10 protein-coding genes and 3 pseudogenes are annotated in these 18,279 nt (G+C 35.3%); 4 read left to right on the top strand and 9 right to left on the bottom strand.

The features are described 5' to 3' along the window. Nucleotides 1-227: 227 nt before the first annotated feature. Together ACN1AG_RS03860 and ACN1AG_RS03865 are read right to left on the bottom strand one after the other, a co-directional pair. A complete protein-coding gene (locus ACN1AG_RS03860; RefSeq protein ID WP_417905518.1) occupies nt 228-566 on the bottom strand; it encodes a transposase in 339 nt (112 codons plus the stop codon). A 1,105-nt stretch (nt 567-1,671) separates the two neighbouring features. After that, nucleotides 1,672-1,846 (bottom strand): annotated as a pseudogene (locus tag ACN1AG_RS03865) (IS6 family transposase); the annotation flags it as partial. Nucleotides 1,847-2,309: 463 nt separating this feature from the next. On the opposite strand from ACN1AG_RS03865, the gene ACN1AG_RS03870 reads away from it, so the two are divergent. Both ACN1AG_RS03870 and ACN1AG_RS03875 read left to right on the top strand, forming a co-directional pair. Next, on the top strand, nt 2,310-4,364 hold the full coding sequence (locus tag ACN1AG_RS03870) for a hypothetical protein (RefSeq protein WP_417905519.1): 2,055 nt from the start codon (nt 2,310-2,312) through the stop codon (nt 4,362-4,364). Between the two features lie 73 nt (nt 4,365-4,437). Beyond that, nucleotides 4,438-7,758, top strand: coding sequence for a hypothetical protein (locus ACN1AG_RS03875; RefSeq protein WP_417905520.1), 3,321 nt, complete (start codon nt 4,438-4,440; stop codon nt 7,756-7,758). A gap of 34 nt (nt 7,759-7,792) precedes the next feature. Here ACN1AG_RS03875 and ACN1AG_RS03880 read toward each other — a convergent pair. Continuing rightward, nucleotides 7,793-8,173 (bottom strand): annotated as a pseudogene (locus tag ACN1AG_RS03880) (transposase); the annotation flags it as partial. Nucleotides 8,174-8,338: 165 nt separating this feature from the next. After that, nucleotides 8,339-8,698 (bottom strand): annotated as a pseudogene (locus ACN1AG_RS03885) (transposase); the annotation flags it as partial. 339 nt (nt 8,699-9,037) lie between these two features. Between ACN1AG_RS03885 and ACN1AG_RS03890 the strand changes: the two are divergent. Both ACN1AG_RS03890 and ACN1AG_RS03895 read left to right on the top strand, forming a co-directional pair. Beyond that, the gene (locus ACN1AG_RS03890; RefSeq protein ID WP_417904495.1) at nt 9,038-9,271 is read left to right on the top strand and encodes a hypothetical protein; all 234 of its coding nucleotides are present in this window, start codon (nt 9,038-9,040) and stop codon (nt 9,269-9,271) included. A 302-nt stretch (nt 9,272-9,573) separates the two neighbouring features. Further along, nucleotides 9,574-10,683 (top strand): IS66 family transposase, encoded by a 1,110-nt coding sequence (locus ACN1AG_RS03895; protein WP_417904515.1) that lies wholly within the window; start codon nt 9,574-9,576, stop codon nt 10,681-10,683. Here ACN1AG_RS03895 and tnpB read toward each other — a convergent pair. The 5 genes from tnpB to ACN1AG_RS03920 are packed head-to-tail and all read right to left on the bottom strand — an operon-like array spanning nt 10,680 to nt 17,792. Then, entirely contained in the window at nt 10,680-11,033 is a 354-nt protein-coding gene (tnpB, locus tag ACN1AG_RS03900; RefSeq protein ID WP_341757307.1) for an IS66 family insertion sequence element accessory protein TnpB, read from the bottom strand. The genes ACN1AG_RS03895 and tnpB overlap by 4 nt on opposite strands. Beyond that, complete coding sequence (locus tag ACN1AG_RS03905) at nt 11,021-11,452, bottom strand: hypothetical protein (protein ID WP_417904493.1); 432 nt, start codon at nt 11,450-11,452, stop codon at nt 11,021-11,023. Before ACN1AG_RS03905 ends, tnpB begins: the two co-directional genes overlap by 13 nt. A gap of 43 nt (nt 11,453-11,495) precedes the next feature. Then, nucleotides 11,496-12,017 (bottom strand): hypothetical protein, encoded by a 522-nt coding sequence (locus ACN1AG_RS03910; protein ID WP_417905521.1) that lies wholly within the window; start codon nt 12,015-12,017, stop codon nt 11,496-11,498. Further along, complete coding sequence (locus tag ACN1AG_RS03915) at nt 12,010-17,394, bottom strand: tetratricopeptide repeat protein (RefSeq protein ID WP_417905522.1); 5,385 nt, start codon at nt 17,392-17,394, stop codon at nt 12,010-12,012. Before ACN1AG_RS03915 ends, ACN1AG_RS03910 begins: the two co-directional genes overlap by 8 nt. After that, a complete protein-coding gene (locus tag ACN1AG_RS03920; protein ID WP_417905523.1) occupies nt 17,391-17,792 on the bottom strand; it encodes a hypothetical protein in 402 nt (133 codons plus the stop codon). The genes ACN1AG_RS03915 and ACN1AG_RS03920 overlap by 4 nt, the downstream gene beginning before the upstream one ends. Nucleotides 17,793-18,279: the final 487 nt, after the last annotated feature.

Genomic DNA, 18,279 nt, shown 5'->3' on the forward strand with positions numbered 1-18,279 from the left:
AGATTATTTAACTATTGGTTATTTTTGTATTACATTACAGAGTGGGTTTATAACTTAGAGGAATTATATGACTAATTTACATGAAACGTCAATTCGGGATAAGGATTAGTAAAAATGCTTTAGCTATAACTAATACAAGATTTTGGATATGTATAAATTGCATTTCTGTGAATTCATACATTAATTGCTCTTCGTAGTGTATATATGTCTGCTATTTTTACTAATCCTTATCCCGAATTAACGTATATTAATTGTGGATTATACTCACCTTCCCGGTCTCTTGGTACTTCTAATGTCAACTTACGACCATCATCATCAATTACTGTCTTCTCATAGCTACCATTACGACGATTATTATCTACTTTTTCTACTTTACTATGTTTTGAGTAGCCTAATTCATGATCTAACTCACTTGCTAATATTTTCTCAACTATTTGTTTCTTTAGCTGTTGAAATAAACCATCTCGACCAAATAACTCTGATGGGTTTGCTTTTGATAATAATTCTTCTACTAGATGATTACTTATGTTTAATTTTTCTTTATCTTTACCTATTTCTTTAGCCATAATTTCCCTTTGTTTTAGTTACTTCTTTTTACAGTAATCTCTTACTGCTTCTTTTGCAACTTACACAAACTATATTATAGACTCAATTCAACTGACAATCGTACGGAAATTTTATAATGTCTGTAAGATTAAATCTTGACTAGTACATTTTATCATTATTACGGAGTTTTGTTATATCAATAATAGCTACTATTTCTGCTAAAATTACTGAAACTAGGGAATATTATAGTCATTACAAACAATCTGTTTATATTTTATTCTGCAACCTCAGATTGTGACTTTTAGTGCGCCACGAAGTGTAAATAAGCTAGCGGTTGAAAGAACAGCCATAGAAGTGTTGACCTAGCACACTATGTATCGAGTCTTGAGATGATTTTGGTAACAAAGTCAGTTAAGCGTAGACAGAAATATTATAGGCCGTAAGCCGAAAGGTTAAAGTGATTGAGCCTCGTTAAGCAATTCTTTTGGGATCACAGACTGTGTTAAAAGGCAGGAATGCAACATAATACATACCATAAATAGGCAGGTATGTGTTAGATCTCCGGGGTCTAAGAGCATGGTATGTAATAAAAGTTTATTTATAAACGTGGGAGATCCTATATTTTCTTCTTTTAAGAAGTATTAGCCGACAAGTATAAAACGCAAGGGAGCTAAAAAGAAATATAGGAAGTCAGATCCAGCATAGTACTGATGAAATTGGGTAATGCCAATGGAGGGAAGGCTGGTGGGTAAGTTCGACTAACACAGAGAAACGTTATGAAAGCACAGACTTTCAATAATTGACGACAACTAAACTGTGTTAGATAGCTAGATTAAAAATAATCAGGTGAAGGAATTTATCTTGAGCCCATTGCGGGAAAACCGCACGATGAGGTTCTAATGAGGGGCGTAAGTGGTAACGCTTACGTCTACTCTCTAATTACCCTGTAATTGTTCGATTTGGTTTCGGCTCGATTGTTTCTCTGTCTACGCTTTACTGCTGTCGTTACCTTCAGCAGCACAAGATTCGCTATATGGTGGAGCTAGGCTACTCCTTCCATAACGGGACTTTCACCCGTAAGATTAATGCACCTTTTCTTGGCACACTCACAAATTTTATCACCTATCTTTGTAAAGTAGCATAGTCTATTCTAGTACCTCTAATAATAGCCATTTCTTCTAAATCTCGATAGCTCAAAGAAAATCTACATTTCATATAAACAAATAAACATGATGATTTCTAGTGAAGAACAGAATCCTTTAAAATATTTAAGCAGTTTCGGAGAAATATAAAATAGCATAGATATACTTTCTTTACACTATTCTACTCTTCCATTGTGTTATTTGCAATAAATTCGAACCCATTATCTTACGCATAATTGCCACTAAACCTAATATCTTTACTAATTTTTATAAAAATACTTTACATGTCAAAACATGTTTCATACTATACAAAGTATATAATTTTGAAAATAAAGAAGTTTGTCGAGCAAGTTAATAAGATATAAGCACCAAACTGTTGGTGTATACTCTTCATGCTTTGAAGAATTGTTTTTTGAAAATATCATGGATTCGCATGCTCACGTACTATATGTATGCCTAGCAGCTCGCCCCTCATTTGCAAATCAAATTCTTCAAATCATTTGAGTATATCATTAAGCTATTAACCTTAGGATAGTGGTTAAAATAGAACATTCATTAGAACTGGGTTACATAATGTACCAAGTATTAATTTAACTAATAAATTATATGGAGTAATTGTTTATGAAGAAAAAAGCAACAATTTTAGATGATAAAAAACAAGAAGAAGGTCAACAATTAAGTGTAGCATTGGATGTATTTGAGGAAGCTAAGAGTCTTATAACAGTAGGTACTGCAGATGTAGACAAAACAATTGAAGGGGAGAACACACTAGTTATAGGTAATACTAGAGGAGGGAAAAGTACAGTAATTAATTATCTTTTATCCAATCCTTTAAAAGTTGCAAAACTTGACCCACATGGTAAAGGCAAGGATGCTAAGCTATTAAAAATATTTGCTGTAGATCCAAAAGCAGGACCTGAGATAGGAGCTACTGGTGGATCTATGACCACCGTTCCTAAAAAATGGTATAAGCTGGATGGAGCATATAAAAAAACTATATGGGATTGTCCAGGGTTTGGCGATAATAGAGGACCTGCGGTAGATATATCTAACGCATACCTTTTGTCTAAGTTACTTAGCAATGCTAGAAATATAAAGATAGTTTTGGTTTCTGATATTAAAGATATTACCAACGATAATCCTGCAGGTTTTGTGGGACTAATAAAACAAGTAAATTATCTCTTCAGTGACTTAGATAAAATTAAGCATTGTAGTATATTGCTTGTCACTAAAGTAAAGAATTACGATGTTCATGACATAGCTGTTGATATCAAAAAAATTGCTAAAGATGTACAAGACCCAGAACTAGATAAGGCATTTGTTCAACATCTAGCCAATAATGAAAAAATAACTATTTTTGCAAAAGCCAAGAAGGAAGGTCCGCTTGATAGCAAAGATGCTGAGATGATAGCGAAAGATATTAACCAAATTAACAGCGAACAACAATTGGCTGTAAAAGTAGGGATTTCTCCAGATACCAAGGTCTTTATCTATAAAAATAGCTCTTTATTTTCAAACTTTATTAAGGAGGATTTAGATATAATTTTAGCAAAAGTTAAAGCATTAGTAGATGTAGACAAAATAGAAAAATCGGAAGATGCACATAAAGCAATTGAACATTTAAAAAAAATATCCGCTGAATTTAATACAAATGATCATAATGAAAGTATGAAAGAATTTCTTGAGAGAGTACAGAATATACTAATTAGAGAGGGACAAACTGCCTTAGAAGATTCCAAGGGGTTAAATAGTAAATTAGATCTTCTTGCCTTTATAAAAACTATTATCGATATAAGAACAGCAGACATTGAATGTTTTAAAAATGATTTAAAAAATACAGGCTGTAAGTTAATTGAAGAAATTACAATGCGTAAGCTAATGTTAGAAAATCAGGAAAATAAAATAACTAAAGAACAGATGGAAAAACAAATAGCAGAAACGCAAACTATAGTAAAGATGACACAAGAGAATTTACAAAGACAGAACGAGGAAATGCGGAGATTACAAGATAAGCATAATGAGGAAATGGCAAAACTTGCTAAAGATAATGCAGCCTTGCTTAAGGCACAAAACGAGGCCTTTCAAAATCAATTATATAAAGTTGTACAAGAACAAAACGAGCAGATGCGGAAAATACAAAATGAGTATAATGCACAAAGGGCTAAAGAAAGAGCTGAGGAAAAAGCGGAAATGGCTAGAAAAGAAGCTGAATATAGAGCAGAAATGGATAGAAAAGACACTGAATATAAAGCGGAAATGGCTAAACGAGAAGCTGATAATGCAGCCTTTAAAAAGGAAATGGCTAGAAAAGACACTGAATATAAAGCGGAAGTGGCTAAACGAGAAGCTGATGCAGCCTTGCTTAAGGCACAAAACGATGCTTTGCAAAAGCAACCACAGGTTATTCATCATCATCACTATCATGATAGTGATAGTGATGATGACAGTTCCTGTCATATTATGTATGTGACTAAGGAAGAATATGACAATCCGTTGCTTAACAAGCCTAGAGTTATTGAGGAATATATAAGTAAGTTTGGTAAGAAGTCTTTTAATGATTTACTAACTCTCACCTCTCAATTAGAGAAATCTGAGATTGAAAAAGTACTGGAACAACAAAACCCTATAGATTCCTTGGCTATGTTAATGGGATTAGATAGCGAAGTCTATAATTGAGAGAGTTCCCTTTAACTGCTTTGCTCAAATTTAAGTAAAGAAACTAAATATAATAGAAACTGGAGAACTAACAATGCATGCAAACAACGAAGATGAAGCAGAATCACATTGGAGGCAGGGGCTTAACTTATGTCAAGAAGGAAATAATGCTACTAACCCAACAACAAAAATAGCAAAATATGAGCTTGCACGACTGCGACATAAAGAGGCTGAAGAGATATCATCAATATGGAAGTCCTACTATAGAAATGAACAAGCTGACATGTTATATCATCAGGCACAGGTATTAGAGACTGAAGGAAATAATGCTACTAACCCAACAACAAAAATAGCAAAATATGAGCTTGCAAGATTGCGATATAAAGGGGCTGTAGAGACATCAACAAATGATAATACACACTGGCCCTATAACAGAAAGTCCTACTATAGAGACTACCAAGCTAAAGTGTTAGATAAACAAGGGCAAGTATTGGTTGCGACTGATCCTGCTGGAGCTATCGCTAAATATAACGAGGCTTCGTACATAGCTAATGACTCGTATACTATTGCTTTAATTAAAAACAATAAAATTGCTGCATTAAATGCTCAGGGGAAAGCACTAGAGACTGAAGGCAATAATGCTACTAATCCAACAACAAAAATAGCAAAGTATGAGACTGCAAGACTGCGATTTGCAGAGGCTGACAACCTAATAGGAAATACATATACTAGCAACCAAGCTCGAATGTTAGATAAACAAGGGCAAGCATTGGTTGCGACTGATCCTGCTGGAGCTATAGCTAAATATAACGCGGCTTTATACATAGATACAGATTACTGGAATACTATTTCAATTAAAAACAATAAAGCCTCTGCATTAAATGCTCAAGGGTTAGCATTAGAGACTGAAGGAAATAATGCTACTAACCCAACAACAAAAATAGCAAAATATGAGGCAGCAAGACTGCGATGTAAAGAAGCTGAAGAGCTAACATTAGATACTAGCAATAAGACCCTATATAAAGAAAAACAAGCTGTAATGTTAGATAAACAAGGACAAGCATTGGTTGCGACTGATCCTGCTGGAGCTATAGCTAAATATAATGAGGCTTTGTGCAAAGCTAATAGGCAGGATACTATTGATTCAATTAAAAACAACCAAGCTGCTGCATTAAATGCTCAAGGGTTAGCATTAGAGACTGAAGGAAATAATGCTACTAACCCAACAACAAAAATAGCGAAATATGAGGCAGCAAGACTGCGATGTAAAGAAGCTGAAGAGCTAACATTAGATTCTAGCAATAAGACCCTATATAAAGACAACCAAGCTCTAATGTTAAATAAACAAGGGCAGCTATTAGTTACGACTGATCCTGCTGGAGCTATAGCTAAATATAACGAAGCTCTGTGCAAAGCTAATAGGCATGATACTATTGATTCAATTAAAAACAACCAAGCTGCTGCATTAAATGCTCAAGGGCAAGCATTAGAGATTGAAGGAAATAATGCTACTAACCCAACAACAAAAATAGCAAAATATGAGGCAGCATACAATAAATATCAAGAAGCTTGGGATCAATGCCCTACTAATAGAGCTATAGATTTAGATGTTTATAACAACAACAAAGCTAACGTATTACACAGCATGGGATTAGAGTTTTATAATAAAGGTGATTATTTGAAGGCTGAAGGCTATTTTAATCAAGCCTATTATGGGTGTACAGGCGGATTTAAGCATGAGCAAGTTTTTAAAGATATGAGCGATAAAGCGAAGGCTAACTATACTGCAGAACAACAGCATAACGATGTGCCTAGGGATAGTTTTATAAAAGCCCAAGATTTAATAACGAAGGGAATGCCAAATGTAAGAAATCTAGAGGAAGAGGAGAACACCATAATTATCGGGAATACTAGAGGAGGGAAAAGTACGGTAATTAATTATCTTCTATCTAATCCTTTAAAAGTTACGAAACTTGACCCAAATGATAAAGGCAAGGATGGTAAGGTATTAAAGATATTTGCCATAGATCCAACAGCAGGACCTGAGATAGGAGCTACTGGTGGATCTATGACCACCGTTCCTAAAAAATGGCATAATCCGAATGGAGCATATAAAAAGGCTATATGGGATTGTCCAGGATTTGGTGATAATCGAGGACCTGCGTTAGATATATCTAACGCATATCTTTTGTCTAAGTTACTGAGCAATGCTAAAAATATAAAGATAGTTTTGGTTTGTGATATTGACGATATTACCAGCGATAATCCTGCAGGTTTTGTGAGACTAATAAAACAAGTAAATTATCTCTTCGGTGACTTAGATAAAATTAAGAATTGTAGTATATTGCTTGTTACTAAAGTAAAGAATTACGATGTTGAGGACATAGTGGCTGACATCACAAAAATTGCTAAAGATGTACAAGACCCAGAACTAGATAAGGCATTTGTTCAATATCTAGCCAATAATGAAAAAATAACTATTTTTGCAAAAGCTAAGAAGGAAGGTCCACTTGATAGCAAAGATGCTGAGATGATAGCGAAAGATATTAACCAAATTGATAGCGAGCAACAATTGGCTGTAAAGGTAGGGATTTCTCCAGACACCAAGGTCTTTATCTATAAAAATAGCTCTGTACTTTTAAATGATATTATGGAGTGCTTCAAAGTGTTGTCACTTAAACTCAGCTCATTAATTGATGTTACACGAATAAAAACAACAGATGAAGCGAAAACAGCTCGTATTCAATTAATAGAAATGGTAAAGAAACTTAATTTTAATGATTATGAAGTAAATATACAGGATTTGATTAAAAGAATACCTAGTATATTTGAAGAACAAAAGCCATGGACTAATTACAAGAATCGTGTAACGGACAAGGAAATTGTAGTGTTGAGTGCTAAATTAGATATAGTATTTTTTATAAAAAGCATTAGTTCTAGTTTAGAAACGTTGGAGATTGATGACTTTAGAACTGATTTAATAAGTGCAGGTCATAAGTTAAGTGAAGCAATTACAACGCGTCTGCTAACATTGCAACAGCAGGAAAATAAAATAACTCAAGAACAGATGCAAAAACAAATAGCAGAAGTGCAGAAGCAAGCAGAAGAGGCTCAAAGAAAGTTACAAGAAAAAAGCGAGCAAATGAGGAAATTACAAAATGACTATCATGCAGAGGAGCAAAATGAAAACTGTCATATTATGTATGTGACTAAGGAAGAATATGACAATCCGTTGCTTAACAAGCCTAGAGTTATTGAGGAATATATAAGTAAGTTTGGTAAGAAGTCTTTTGATGATTTACTAACTTTAACCTCTAAATTAGAGAAAGTTGAGGTTAGAGAAGTATTGGAACAACAAAACCCTATAGATTCCTTGGCTATGTTAATGGGATTAGATAGTGAGGTCTATAATTGAGAGACTTCCCTTTAACTGCTTTGCTCAAATTACGTCAATTCGGGATAAGGTTATAATTTAGAGGGAAGTTGAAATTGCAATTTATGGAAGGTTTATTTTTCTTAAGAGAATAGGCAACTAGTGTAGAAAGTATATGAACAAAAGCATTTATAGGTGATCTGTGTCTAGTATGCTCAAGGTTCATTTTGTTCTTTAAATAATCAAAAACTGTTTCAATTAAATTACGTTTTCTTAGCATAATCTTCTCCTTTAAATCCATTAATTTATTTGGCATATTTTTCTTAATCCCATGCACCATTTTTAATCCTCTTTCATATAAACTGACGAATAAGTTTTGCTTAATATATCCTTTATCTGCATACATAACTCCAGTTAAACCATCTGTTAACTCAGGTACTGGAATCCTATCATCAACACGTTAATTCGGGATAAGGATTAGTAAAAATAGCAGACATATATACACTACGAAGAGCAATTAATGTATGAATTCACAGAAATGCAATTTATACATATCCAAAATCTTGTATTAGTTATAGCTAAAGCATTTTTACTAATCCTTATCCCGAATTGACGTATCAACGTTTCCTTTAGTCATTTTTAATGCTATAAATTGTCCTTTTTCATTAATAATTAAGTGTAACTTGAACCCATAAAAATAACCCATTGATGATTTGCTATGTTTTGCTAGCCCCTTAAATATTTTATTACTATATCGCCTTTTATTATGGCAAGCCTTGATTGTCGTTGCATCAATAAAATAACTACCTGTTTCCTCGCCAAATAACAAATGCATAAGAATATTAAGTGGGACAAACAATCTAGGCATTAACTCGACAAAACGGTTATAGCTCAATGCTTTTGGGAAATCACCTTTGTGGATATATTCTATACAAGTCTTATAAAAATATTTAAAGTTTTTAGCATAAGAAGTATGATACATTGTATACTTGCAGCAAAACTGCATAACACTATTAAATTTTTTTGCTAGTATAAATTTATTTTATAAATTTACGTCAATTCGGGATAAGGATTAGTAAAAATGCTTTAGCTATAACTAATACAAGATTTTGGATATGTATAAATTGCATTTCTGTGAATTCATACATTAATTGCTCTTCGTAGTGTATATATGTCTGCTATTTTTACTAATCCTTATCCCGAATTAACGTAATTTGGGTTTCTACTATGCAAATATCACCGATTAATAAAAAAACTAGTTGAAAAAGTACCAGTCATATTATAACATCTGAAATATTAACAATAATGATAATTAATCGAAATGCAAAAGCCAAAAGTAGCGACCTTAAGTGCTGAAGAACGAGAAGAACTAATACAACATATTAAGGCAAATTCATTAACAGGAAATGATCAGCAAGCGATAATAGAACTTGTGAAATTTTGTAACGAACTAATAGACAAGCTAGCATCATCAAATATCAGTATAAATAAGCTTAAGGAAATGCTGATTGGTTTTAAGGCAGATAACAAAAAAAAGATAGTTCAGATTCATTAAAAGAACCGCCAAGTGAATCTGATAACGGGAATGGTGGTAATGAAGAAGAGTGCGATAAGCCCAAAAAGATAGATCGTAGTAATTGGCAAGGTAAATATGGGTTTGATGATTATAAGGATGCGAATACCAGCTATTTAGCTCCTGAGAATTTTTGTAGTGGTGATAGCTGTCCTCACTGCTATAATGGCAAACTATATAATAGTGAAGCTAGAAAATTGCTACAATTCACAGGTAACGCTCCAATTACAGTCAACAGATATGTAAAGAAAACGCTACGCTGTAATGCTTGCGACTATAAAGTTATGAACAATAAAAATATCAACAAATGGACAAATAGTAGCAGAAGTGCAATAGTGTTACAAAAGACCTATGGTACTCCTTTCTACCGTTTATCTAGGTTGCAAAGTTTAAGTGGGTTTCCTGTAGCATATAGTTCGTTGTGGCAACAATATTTAGATGTTTGGCAAGAAGGTGGTGGAGCTGAGATTTACGGGGTATTATTGGAAATGGCTGCCGAATGTAATTCACTGAATCTTGATGATACTAGAGCCAGGATTTTAGAAATTACTATAGCCAATAAAAAATTACGTACTCAAAATAAGAAAGGACGCAGCTGTTATACTACTACTATATGTGCTAAGACTACAAATAATGAGGTGATAGTTTTATATTTTACAGGTAATAAGCATGGCGGGGAGAATATTGGTAACGTACTAAAGAATCGTAAGAATAGAACAGATTCTATCCAATTAATGACTGACGCAAGTAACAATAATAACCCGGTATTATCAGAAGCAGATAAAGAATTACTAGCAATAATAGTGATGATCAATTGTTTGTCACATGGTCAGAGAAAATTTACAGAGAATGAACTATATTACCCTGAAGAATGCGGATATTTTCTCAAACAAACACGTGGTATTTACCACAATGAACATCAATGTAAAGAGATGAGCCCTGAAGAAAAACTGGGGTATCATCAGGAACATAGCAGTAAATATATAGAAAACATATATAACAAAATAGACGAATTATTTAACGACAAGAAAGTTGAGCCTAATAGTAGGCTTGGACAAGTTATGAGATATTGGTTAAATAATAAAGAAGGTTTGACCCAATTTTTAAAAATTCCAGTTAGCAGTCTTGATAATAATTGGGCTGAGAGATCACTGCGTACCATTATTTTACAAAGGAAGAATTCATTATTCTTTAAAACAATCAATAGTGCTGAGATACATAGTGGTCTATATAGTATAGTAAAGACTTGTAGTGAGAACGAGATCAATGCCTTTAAATATTTAAATTGGCTACAAGAGCAGAGTAGCAAAGCAAAGAAGCATCCTGCGAATTATAGCCCTTTTGCCTATGCAAGATATATGAATAATACGGAATTAATCAAGACAGCAGCTTAAATGACAGAACGCCAATCATTAGAGAGTTTGGCAGAACTAGGATCGCCATTATGAATAAGAATGTATAAGGTTCTATGGCAAATCTGATAAGATAAATTATCAGAAGGGAAGAGTTTTGCCGTAAATTTACCTTTGGATAGGCGTTTAGAGCATAGCCAAAAGCCTTGACCGTCAAAGGACAAAATTTTAATGGCAGTTCTGTTTTTATTATAGAATAAAAACAAGGAACCATTAAGAGGGTCAGAAGAAAGTTTTTGTCTACAAACAGCGATTAAGCCATCTATACCCTTGCGAAAATCGATGGCAATAGTGGCAACAAAAATAACTGACGCCGGGGTTAGTTGCAGCATAGAAATGTCTGAATTATGGTTTTTGGCTCTAGTGTTTGGATAATAAGCTTGGTACCATTTGGTTTAATAATGTGACAAGTATAGTGATTTTGTTTGGGGTTCGCTACAGGATCAGTAGCTATAGAATTTACTAGTTGAAATGGGACAAAATTAATATTTTGTTGTAGAGCTTGATTTGAAGCTGAGACAGGAGAAGTTTTGAGGGTAGGTTCATGGGCTTTTTTAATTGAACTAATTGTTGCTTTATTAATATTAATATTAAGATGTTTAGCTATCTCTTGGTAAGAATAATGATGGAGTAATTGGTGAACTAATTCCTTTAGATGGTTTGGTATGGGATCAAACTTGTTAGTTTTAGTTTGACGCCAAGCTTTAAATTGCTGAGCTACTTGCTCAATAGTAATTGATGGTATTTGCATAGTAGGAACCCAAATGTATAAAAAATTCATACTAGCAAAAAAATTAGATAAAGTTATGCAGTTTTGCTGCAAGTATACTTAGCATCTTTTTATAAGTAGAAGTAAAAGGCTCTATCAAATTGGTAAAGCTAAGTGGATCATTGATTGCTTTCTTTACTGCATAATCTAATTCCGTACTATTTTTACCTAGCTTCTGCCTTACAGTACTAAACTGTTTCCCAAAGTTCTCTAATAATTCAAAGCATAGTTTACTGTACTGCTTTATAGTAAGCTTGTTTGTTCCAACTAATTCTTTGAAATCACTGTTAAAGATCAAATATACACCTAACACATAGTCTTGATCATAAGTTTTTAAGTTTTGCAAAACTTTCTGAACTAACTGTATACGTGTTTTGGTTTGCTCCGTTACTTCACTATTATACGATACATATAATTTTTTATCATACAACATAACTGCAGAAGCTGGACCTTGAAAGTGTAAAAAACTTGCAAGAGCATCAAGAACTCTATAATCATATTTTAGATCTTTAAAACTATCTGTAAAGTCATACGCTATCTTACTCATAAGAAAATTCGTCACCAAATTTCAAGACATCTTCCCCCATTAACTCTAACCATTCTGTTGCCTCTGAATAAATTCTCAATGCTGCAGGTGAGCTAATTCTATATATTTCCCGAGATACTGGTTTAGCTGTATCTAATGCAATAGCCTTTAAAATATCTGCTTCGCTACAAGGAAGGTTCAAAGGATACATTTCCTTTACACTATTTATATCACGTTCTTCCATTGCCGAAGACAAAAATGTGTTACCATATTCATCAGGTATAAAGTATTGTGGTTCTGATATCTCTTCCGTTTTCTTCCCTAAGTCTTTTAAGGCAACTCCCTTGTTGAAGTAAGCAAATACATAGTTCGGCTGCAGCTTAATAGCCTCATCATAGGCTAGTATTGCCTCATCCTTCTTACCCATAGCATATAAAACGTTACCCTTGTTATAGTAGGCAAACGCATAGTCTTGCTGCAACTCAATAGCCTTATTATAGGCTAGTATTGCATCATCATTCTTCCCTAAGTGTCGTAAAGTAACGCCCTTGTTATTGTAGGCACACGCCAAGTCCGGATTCATCTTAATAGCTTCATCATAAGCTACTATTGCTTGCTCATTCTGCCCTAAGGCAATCCCCTTATTAAAGTAGGCAAACGCATAGTCCGGTTTCAATCTTATCGCTGTATCATAAGCTAGTATCGCCTCTTCCTTCTTACCCATAACATATAAGGCTAACCCTTTATTAAAGTAGGCAGTAGCATCGTCTGATTTCAGGCTTATCACTTTATCATAAGCTAAAATCGCTTCCTCATTCTGCTTTAGTTCAAATAATGCATTACCCTTTGCAAAGTAAGCTTCCACATATCCCTGCTGCAGCTTAATAGCCTTATCGTAAGCTGCTAATGCCTCGACATTCTTCCCTAGGGTTTTTAAAGCAACCCCCTTGTTATAGTAGTCTTCAGCATTGTCTGACTGCAACTTAATTGTTTCATCGTAGGCTACTGTACTCCCCACCTTCTTACTCATAGCAAATAAGGCAGTACCTTTATTATTGTAGAATACCGCATAGTCCGGGTTCAGCTTAATAGCTTTATCGTAGGCTAGTATTGCCTCTTCTTTCTTACCCATAGCAAATAAGGCAGTACCTTTATTATTGTAGAATGCCGCATAGTCCGGGTTCAGTTTAATAGCTTTATCGTAGGCTAGTATTGCCTCCTCTTTCTTACCCATAGCAAATAAGGCAGTACCTTTATTATTGTAGATTACTGCAACGTCCGGCTGTTGCTTGATAGCTTCATCGTAGGCTACTATCGCTTCTTCCTTGTTACCCATAGCAAATAAGGCAGTACCCTTATTATTGTAGATTACTGCCAAGTTTGGCTGTCGTTTAATAGCTTCATCGTAGGCTAGTATTGCCTCCTCCTTCTTACCCATAGCAAATAAAGCGTTACCCTTATTATTATAGAATGCTGCAGAGTTAGGCTGCAGCTTAATAGATTCATCGTAAGCTAGTATCGCCTCCTCCTTCTTACCCATAGCAGATAAGGTGTTACCCTTACCATTATAGGCTTCTGCTAAGTTTGGCTGCAGTTTAATAGCTTCATCGTAGGCTAATATCGCTTCTACATTCTTACCGATAGCAAATAAGGCATTACCCTTATTATTGTAGACTGCTGCATAGTCCGGCTGCAGCTTAATAGCTACATCGTAGGCTAGTATCGCTTCCGCATTCTTACCGATAGCAAATAAGGTATTACCCTTATTATTGTAGATTCCTGCCAAGTTCGGCTGCAGCTTAATAGCTGCATCGTAGGCTAGTATCGCCTCCACAATCTTACCCATAGCAAATAAGGCAGTACCCTTATTGTTATAGATTCCTGCCAAGTTCGGTTGTAGTTTAATAGCTTCATCGTAGGCTAGTATCGCCTCCGCATTCTTACCCATAGCAAACAAGGCAGTACCTTTACCATTATAGGATTCCACCAAGTTCGGCTGTAGTTTAATAGCTTCATCGTAAGCTAGTATCGCCTCCGCATTCTTACCCATAGCAAATAAGGCGTTACCCTTACCATTATAGGCTTCCGCCAAGTTCGGCTGCAGTTTAATAGCTTCATCATAGGTTAATATTGCTTCCGTATTCTTACCCGTAGCAAATAAGGCCGCACCTTTATTATTGTAAATTACTGCCAAGTTCGGTTTTAGCCTAATAGCTTCATCATAGGCTAGTATCGCCTCTTCCTTGTTACCCATAGCAAATAAGGCAGTACCTTTATTATTGTAGATTACTGCAACATCCGGCTGCAGCTTAATAGCTTCGTCGTAAGCTAGTATCGCTTCCGCATTCCTACCCATAGCAAATAAGGCTGCACCCTTATTATTGTAGAATGCTGCATAATTCGGCTGCAGCTTAATAGCTTCATCGTAAGTTAGTATAGCCTCCACATTCTCGTCCAAGCTAGATAAGACGTTACTTTTACTAATGTATACTTCAGCCAAGTCCGGATTCAGCTTAATAGCTTCATCGTAAGCTAGTATAGCCTCCACATTCCTGCCTATAGCAAATAAGGCGTTACCCTTACTAAAATAGGCTATCGCCAAATCCGGCTGTAGCTTAATAGCTTCATCGTAGGCTAGTATTGCCTCCTCTTTCTTGTCCATAGCAAATAAGGCTGTACCCTTATTATTGTAGATTACTGCCAAGTCAGGCTGTCGCTTAATAGCTTCATCGTAGGCTAGTATCGCTTCCGCATTCTTACCCATAGCGAATAAGGCTGTACCCTTATTATTGTAGATTACTGCCAAGTCAGGCTGTCGCTTAATAGCTTCATCGTAGGCTAGTACAGCCTCCTCCTTCTTATCCATAGCAAATAAGACGTTACCCTTACCATTATAGGCTTCAGCTAAGTCCGGCTGCAGTTTAATAGCTTCATTGTAGGCTAGTATAGCCTCCTCCTTCTTACCCATAGCAAATAAGACATTACCTTTACTAAAGTATGCTACTGCCAAATTCGGTTGCAGCTTAATAGCTTCATTGTATGCTAGTATCGCTTCTTCCTTCTTATCCATAGCAAATAAGGTAGTACCCTTACTAAAGTAGGCTACCACCAAGTCCGGCTGCAGTTTAATAGCCTCATTGTAGGCTAGTATAGCCTTATCCTTCTTACCCATAGCAAATAAGACATTACCTTTACTAAAGTATGCTACTGCCAAATTCGGTTGCAGCTTAATAGCTTCATTGTATGCTAGTATCGCTTCTTCCTTCTTATCCATAGCAAATAAGGTAGTACCCTTACTAAAGTAGGCTACCACCAAGTCCGGCTGCAGTTTAATAGCTTCATCGTAGGCTAGTATCGCTTCTTCCTTCTTACCCATAGCAAATAAGGCATTACCTTTACTAAAGTATGCTATCACCAAATCCGGCTGTAGCTTAATAGCTTCATCGTAGGCTAGTATAGCCTCCTCCTTCTTACCCATAGCAAATAAGGCAATACCCTTTTTATAGTAGCCTAGCACAAAGTTTGGTTGCAGCTTAATAGCTTCATCGTAGGCTAGTATAGCCTCCTCCTTCTTACCCATGGCAAATAAGGCTGTACCCTTACTAAAGTATGCTACCGCCAAGTTTGGCTGTAGCTTAATAGCTTCATCGTAGGCTAGTATAGCCTCCTCCTTCTTACCCAAATCAGATAAGACGTTACTTTTACCAAAGTAGGCTAGCACAGAATTTGGTTGCCTATTAATAGCTACATCGTAGGCTAGTATAGCCTCCTCCTTCTTACCCATAGCAAACAAGGCAGTACCCTTACTAAAGTAGGCTACCGCCAAGTCCGACTGCAGCTTAATAACTTCACCATAGATTATCATTGCTTCTTCCTTTTTATCCAAGTCAGATAAGGCGTTACCCTTATTAAAGTAAGCTCTTGCCAAGTTCAGTTGCAGCTTAATAGCTTCATCGTAGGCTAGTATTGCTTCCTCCTTTTTACCCAAGTCAGATAAGGTGTCACCCTTATTAAAGTAAGCTCTTGCCAAGTCCAGTTGCAGCTTAATAGTTTCATCGTAGGCTAGTATTGCTTCCTCCTTTTTACCCAAGTCAGATAAGATATTACCCTTACTAAAGTATGCTACCGCCAAGTTTGGTTGCAACTTAATAGCTTCATCGTAGGCTAGTATTGCTTCCTCCTTCTTATCCATAGCAAATAAGGCAATACCCTTTTTATAGTAGGCTTTCGCATAGCTAGGCTTCAACCTAATAGCTTCATCGTAAGATACTATTGCTTCTTCCTTCTTACCTATAGCAAATAATGCGTTGCCCTTGTTATAGTAGGTTTCCACATAGCTAGGCTTTAGCCTAATAGCTTCATCATAGGCTAGTATTGCTTCCTCCTTCTTACCCATGGCAGATAAGGCAACACCCTTACCTGAATAAGCTTCAGCATAATAGTCCGACTTCAACTTAATAGCCATATCGTAGGCTAATATTGCCTCCTCCTTCTTGCCTATAGTATATAAGGCAATACCCTTGTTAAGGTAGGTTGCCGGCAAGTCAGATTTTAATTTAATAGCTTCATCGTAGGCTAGTATTGCTTCCTCCTTCTTACCCATAGCAAATAAGGCATTACCATTACTAAAGTAAGCTGCGTAATCTAGAGGCTTAATAGTTTCATTATAGGCTACTATTGTCTCTTCCTTCTTAACCATAGCAGATAAGGTAGTACCCTTATTAAAGTAAACTCCCGCGTGATCCAGTGGCTTAATAACCTCAATTACTATCAGCTCTTCCTTCTTATCTAGCTCCCTTAAGGTGTTCCCCTTAGCAAAATAGGCTTCAGCATAGTTTGGGTTCAGGCTTATCGCTTTATCATAGGCTAGTATTGCCTCTACATTTTTACCTAGGATTTTTAATGCAACACCCTTGGCAAAGTAGGCTTCAGCATAGTTTGGGTTCAGGCTTATCGCTTTATCGTAAGCTAGTATTGCCTCTGCATTTTTACCTAGGGCTTTTAAGGAAGCACCCTTGTTATAGTAAATAGTGGCATCATCCTGTCTTAAACTTATCGCTTTATCGTAAGCTAGTATTGCCTCTGCATTTTTACCTAACTCTCTTAAGGCAACACCCTTGGCAAAGTAGGCAGCAGCATAATCTTGATTCAAGCTTATGGCCTTGTCATAGGCCACTATTGCCTCTAGATTCTTTCCTATATCTCTTAAGGCAATACCCTTATTAAAGTAGGTAGCAGCATCATTCGGCTTCAGCCTAATAGCCTCATCATAGGTTAATATCGTTTCCACATTTCTCCCTAGATCCCTTAAGGTAACGCCCTTGTCATTGCAGGCTTCCGCATAGTCCGGCTTCAAGTGTATTACTTCATGTTTTGTAACTTCAGTAAGTTTACTCATAATTTTAATATCGAGAGTTTATCATTCTTAAAGTTTTTAGGATTATATGGATTAAGTAGCGTTACATTTGGCACTTGTTTCTCTTGTCCAACGATAGAAGTATACTTCTGATTATCTCCTATTGTACCATGTACTTGATCAAACTGTAACATATAGGTATTATCTTGAGATGCAAATGTTGCACTTAATTTTGTAAGATATTCTGTTAAAAGCGTATTTAACATATTACATTTAAGTGTAACAAATATATTGGTGTTTGAATATTGTTTTTGTATATTCTGTGCTAAGATATTACTATACGGCAAGTTACTTCTATCGCAAAAAATGAATGTTTTTAGAGTAAAGGAATTTGACGCAATTTGCTCCCACACATATTTTGCTATTGAAGTATTGGTCATTACAACGTCTATATTTCCATTTCTTAAGTCCTTATTTTGTCTACAACTTGTGTAACATCTTATTTTAAGTGTTTGTTATGATATAATGTAATCTCTATAGTATTGATGTTTGTAAAATGTAATCAACTTTTTACCCTTTTTGAGTAAAAATTGTAATGTAAATTGCCCCTAACAATAATCATGCTAAAACCTAGTTAAGATATAACTTCTAGAGTTTTAATTTTCAATTCTTATGAGGTCAGTTTTGATTACAATAGGGGGTCAAAAGTTGATTACATTTTACAGCTGTTAGTTTTCTTACAAAAGCGAGATCAAGCAACCTATCTATCTTACGTAAGATGTGATTACTAGGAATCAATGTTTCAATATCTATATAAACAAAATGTTTAGGCTGATAAATGTGATGTCCTTGCATTGAATGTTCAATTTTAATAGTTCATAAAATTATCATAATACGTCAATTCGGGATAAGGGATAAGGGATAAGG

This window comes from Candidatus Tisiphia endosymbiont of Micropterix aruncella (genome assembly GCF_965178575.1).
Taxonomy (GTDB): Bacteria; Pseudomonadota; Alphaproteobacteria; order Rickettsiales; family Rickettsiaceae; genus Tisiphia.

What these genes read in the sequence shown, in the direction of transcription:
- ACN1AG_RS03910 (WP_417905521.1), bottom strand. Translation starts at nt 12,017, where the DNA reads ATGAGTAAGATAGCGTATGACTTTACAGATAGTTTTAAAGATCTAAAA.
- ACN1AG_RS03905 (WP_417904493.1), bottom strand. Translation starts at nt 11,452, where the DNA reads ATGCAAATACCATCAATTACTATTGAGCAAGTAGCTCAGCAATTTAAA.
- ACN1AG_RS03895 (WP_417904515.1), top strand. Translation starts at nt 9,574, where the DNA reads ATGAACAATAAAAATATCAACAAATGGACAAATAGTAGCAGAAGTGCA.
- ACN1AG_RS03875 (WP_417905520.1), top strand. Translation starts at nt 4,438, where the DNA reads ATGCATGCAAACAACGAAGATGAAGCAGAATCACATTGGAGGCAGGGG.
- ACN1AG_RS03870 (WP_417905519.1), top strand. Translation starts at nt 2,310, where the DNA reads ATGAAGAAAAAAGCAACAATTTTAGATGATAAAAAACAAGAAGAAGGT.
- ACN1AG_RS03915 (WP_417905522.1), bottom strand. Translation starts at nt 17,394, where the DNA reads ATGAGTAAACTTACTGAAGTTACAAAACATGAAGTAATACACTTGAAG.
- ACN1AG_RS03890 (WP_417904495.1), top strand. Translation starts at nt 9,038, where the DNA reads ATGCAAAAGCCAAAAGTAGCGACCTTAAGTGCTGAAGAACGAGAAGAA.
- tnpB (WP_341757307.1), bottom strand. Translation starts at nt 11,033, where the DNA reads ATGCTGCAACTAACCCCGGCGTCAGTTATTTTTGTTGCCACTATTGCC.
- ACN1AG_RS03860 (WP_417905518.1), bottom strand. Translation starts at nt 566, where the DNA reads ATGGCTAAAGAAATAGGTAAAGATAAAGAAAAATTAAACATAAGTAAT.
- ACN1AG_RS03920 (WP_417905523.1), bottom strand. Translation starts at nt 17,792, where the DNA reads ATGACCAATACTTCAATAGCAAAATATGTGTGGGAGCAAATTGCGTCA.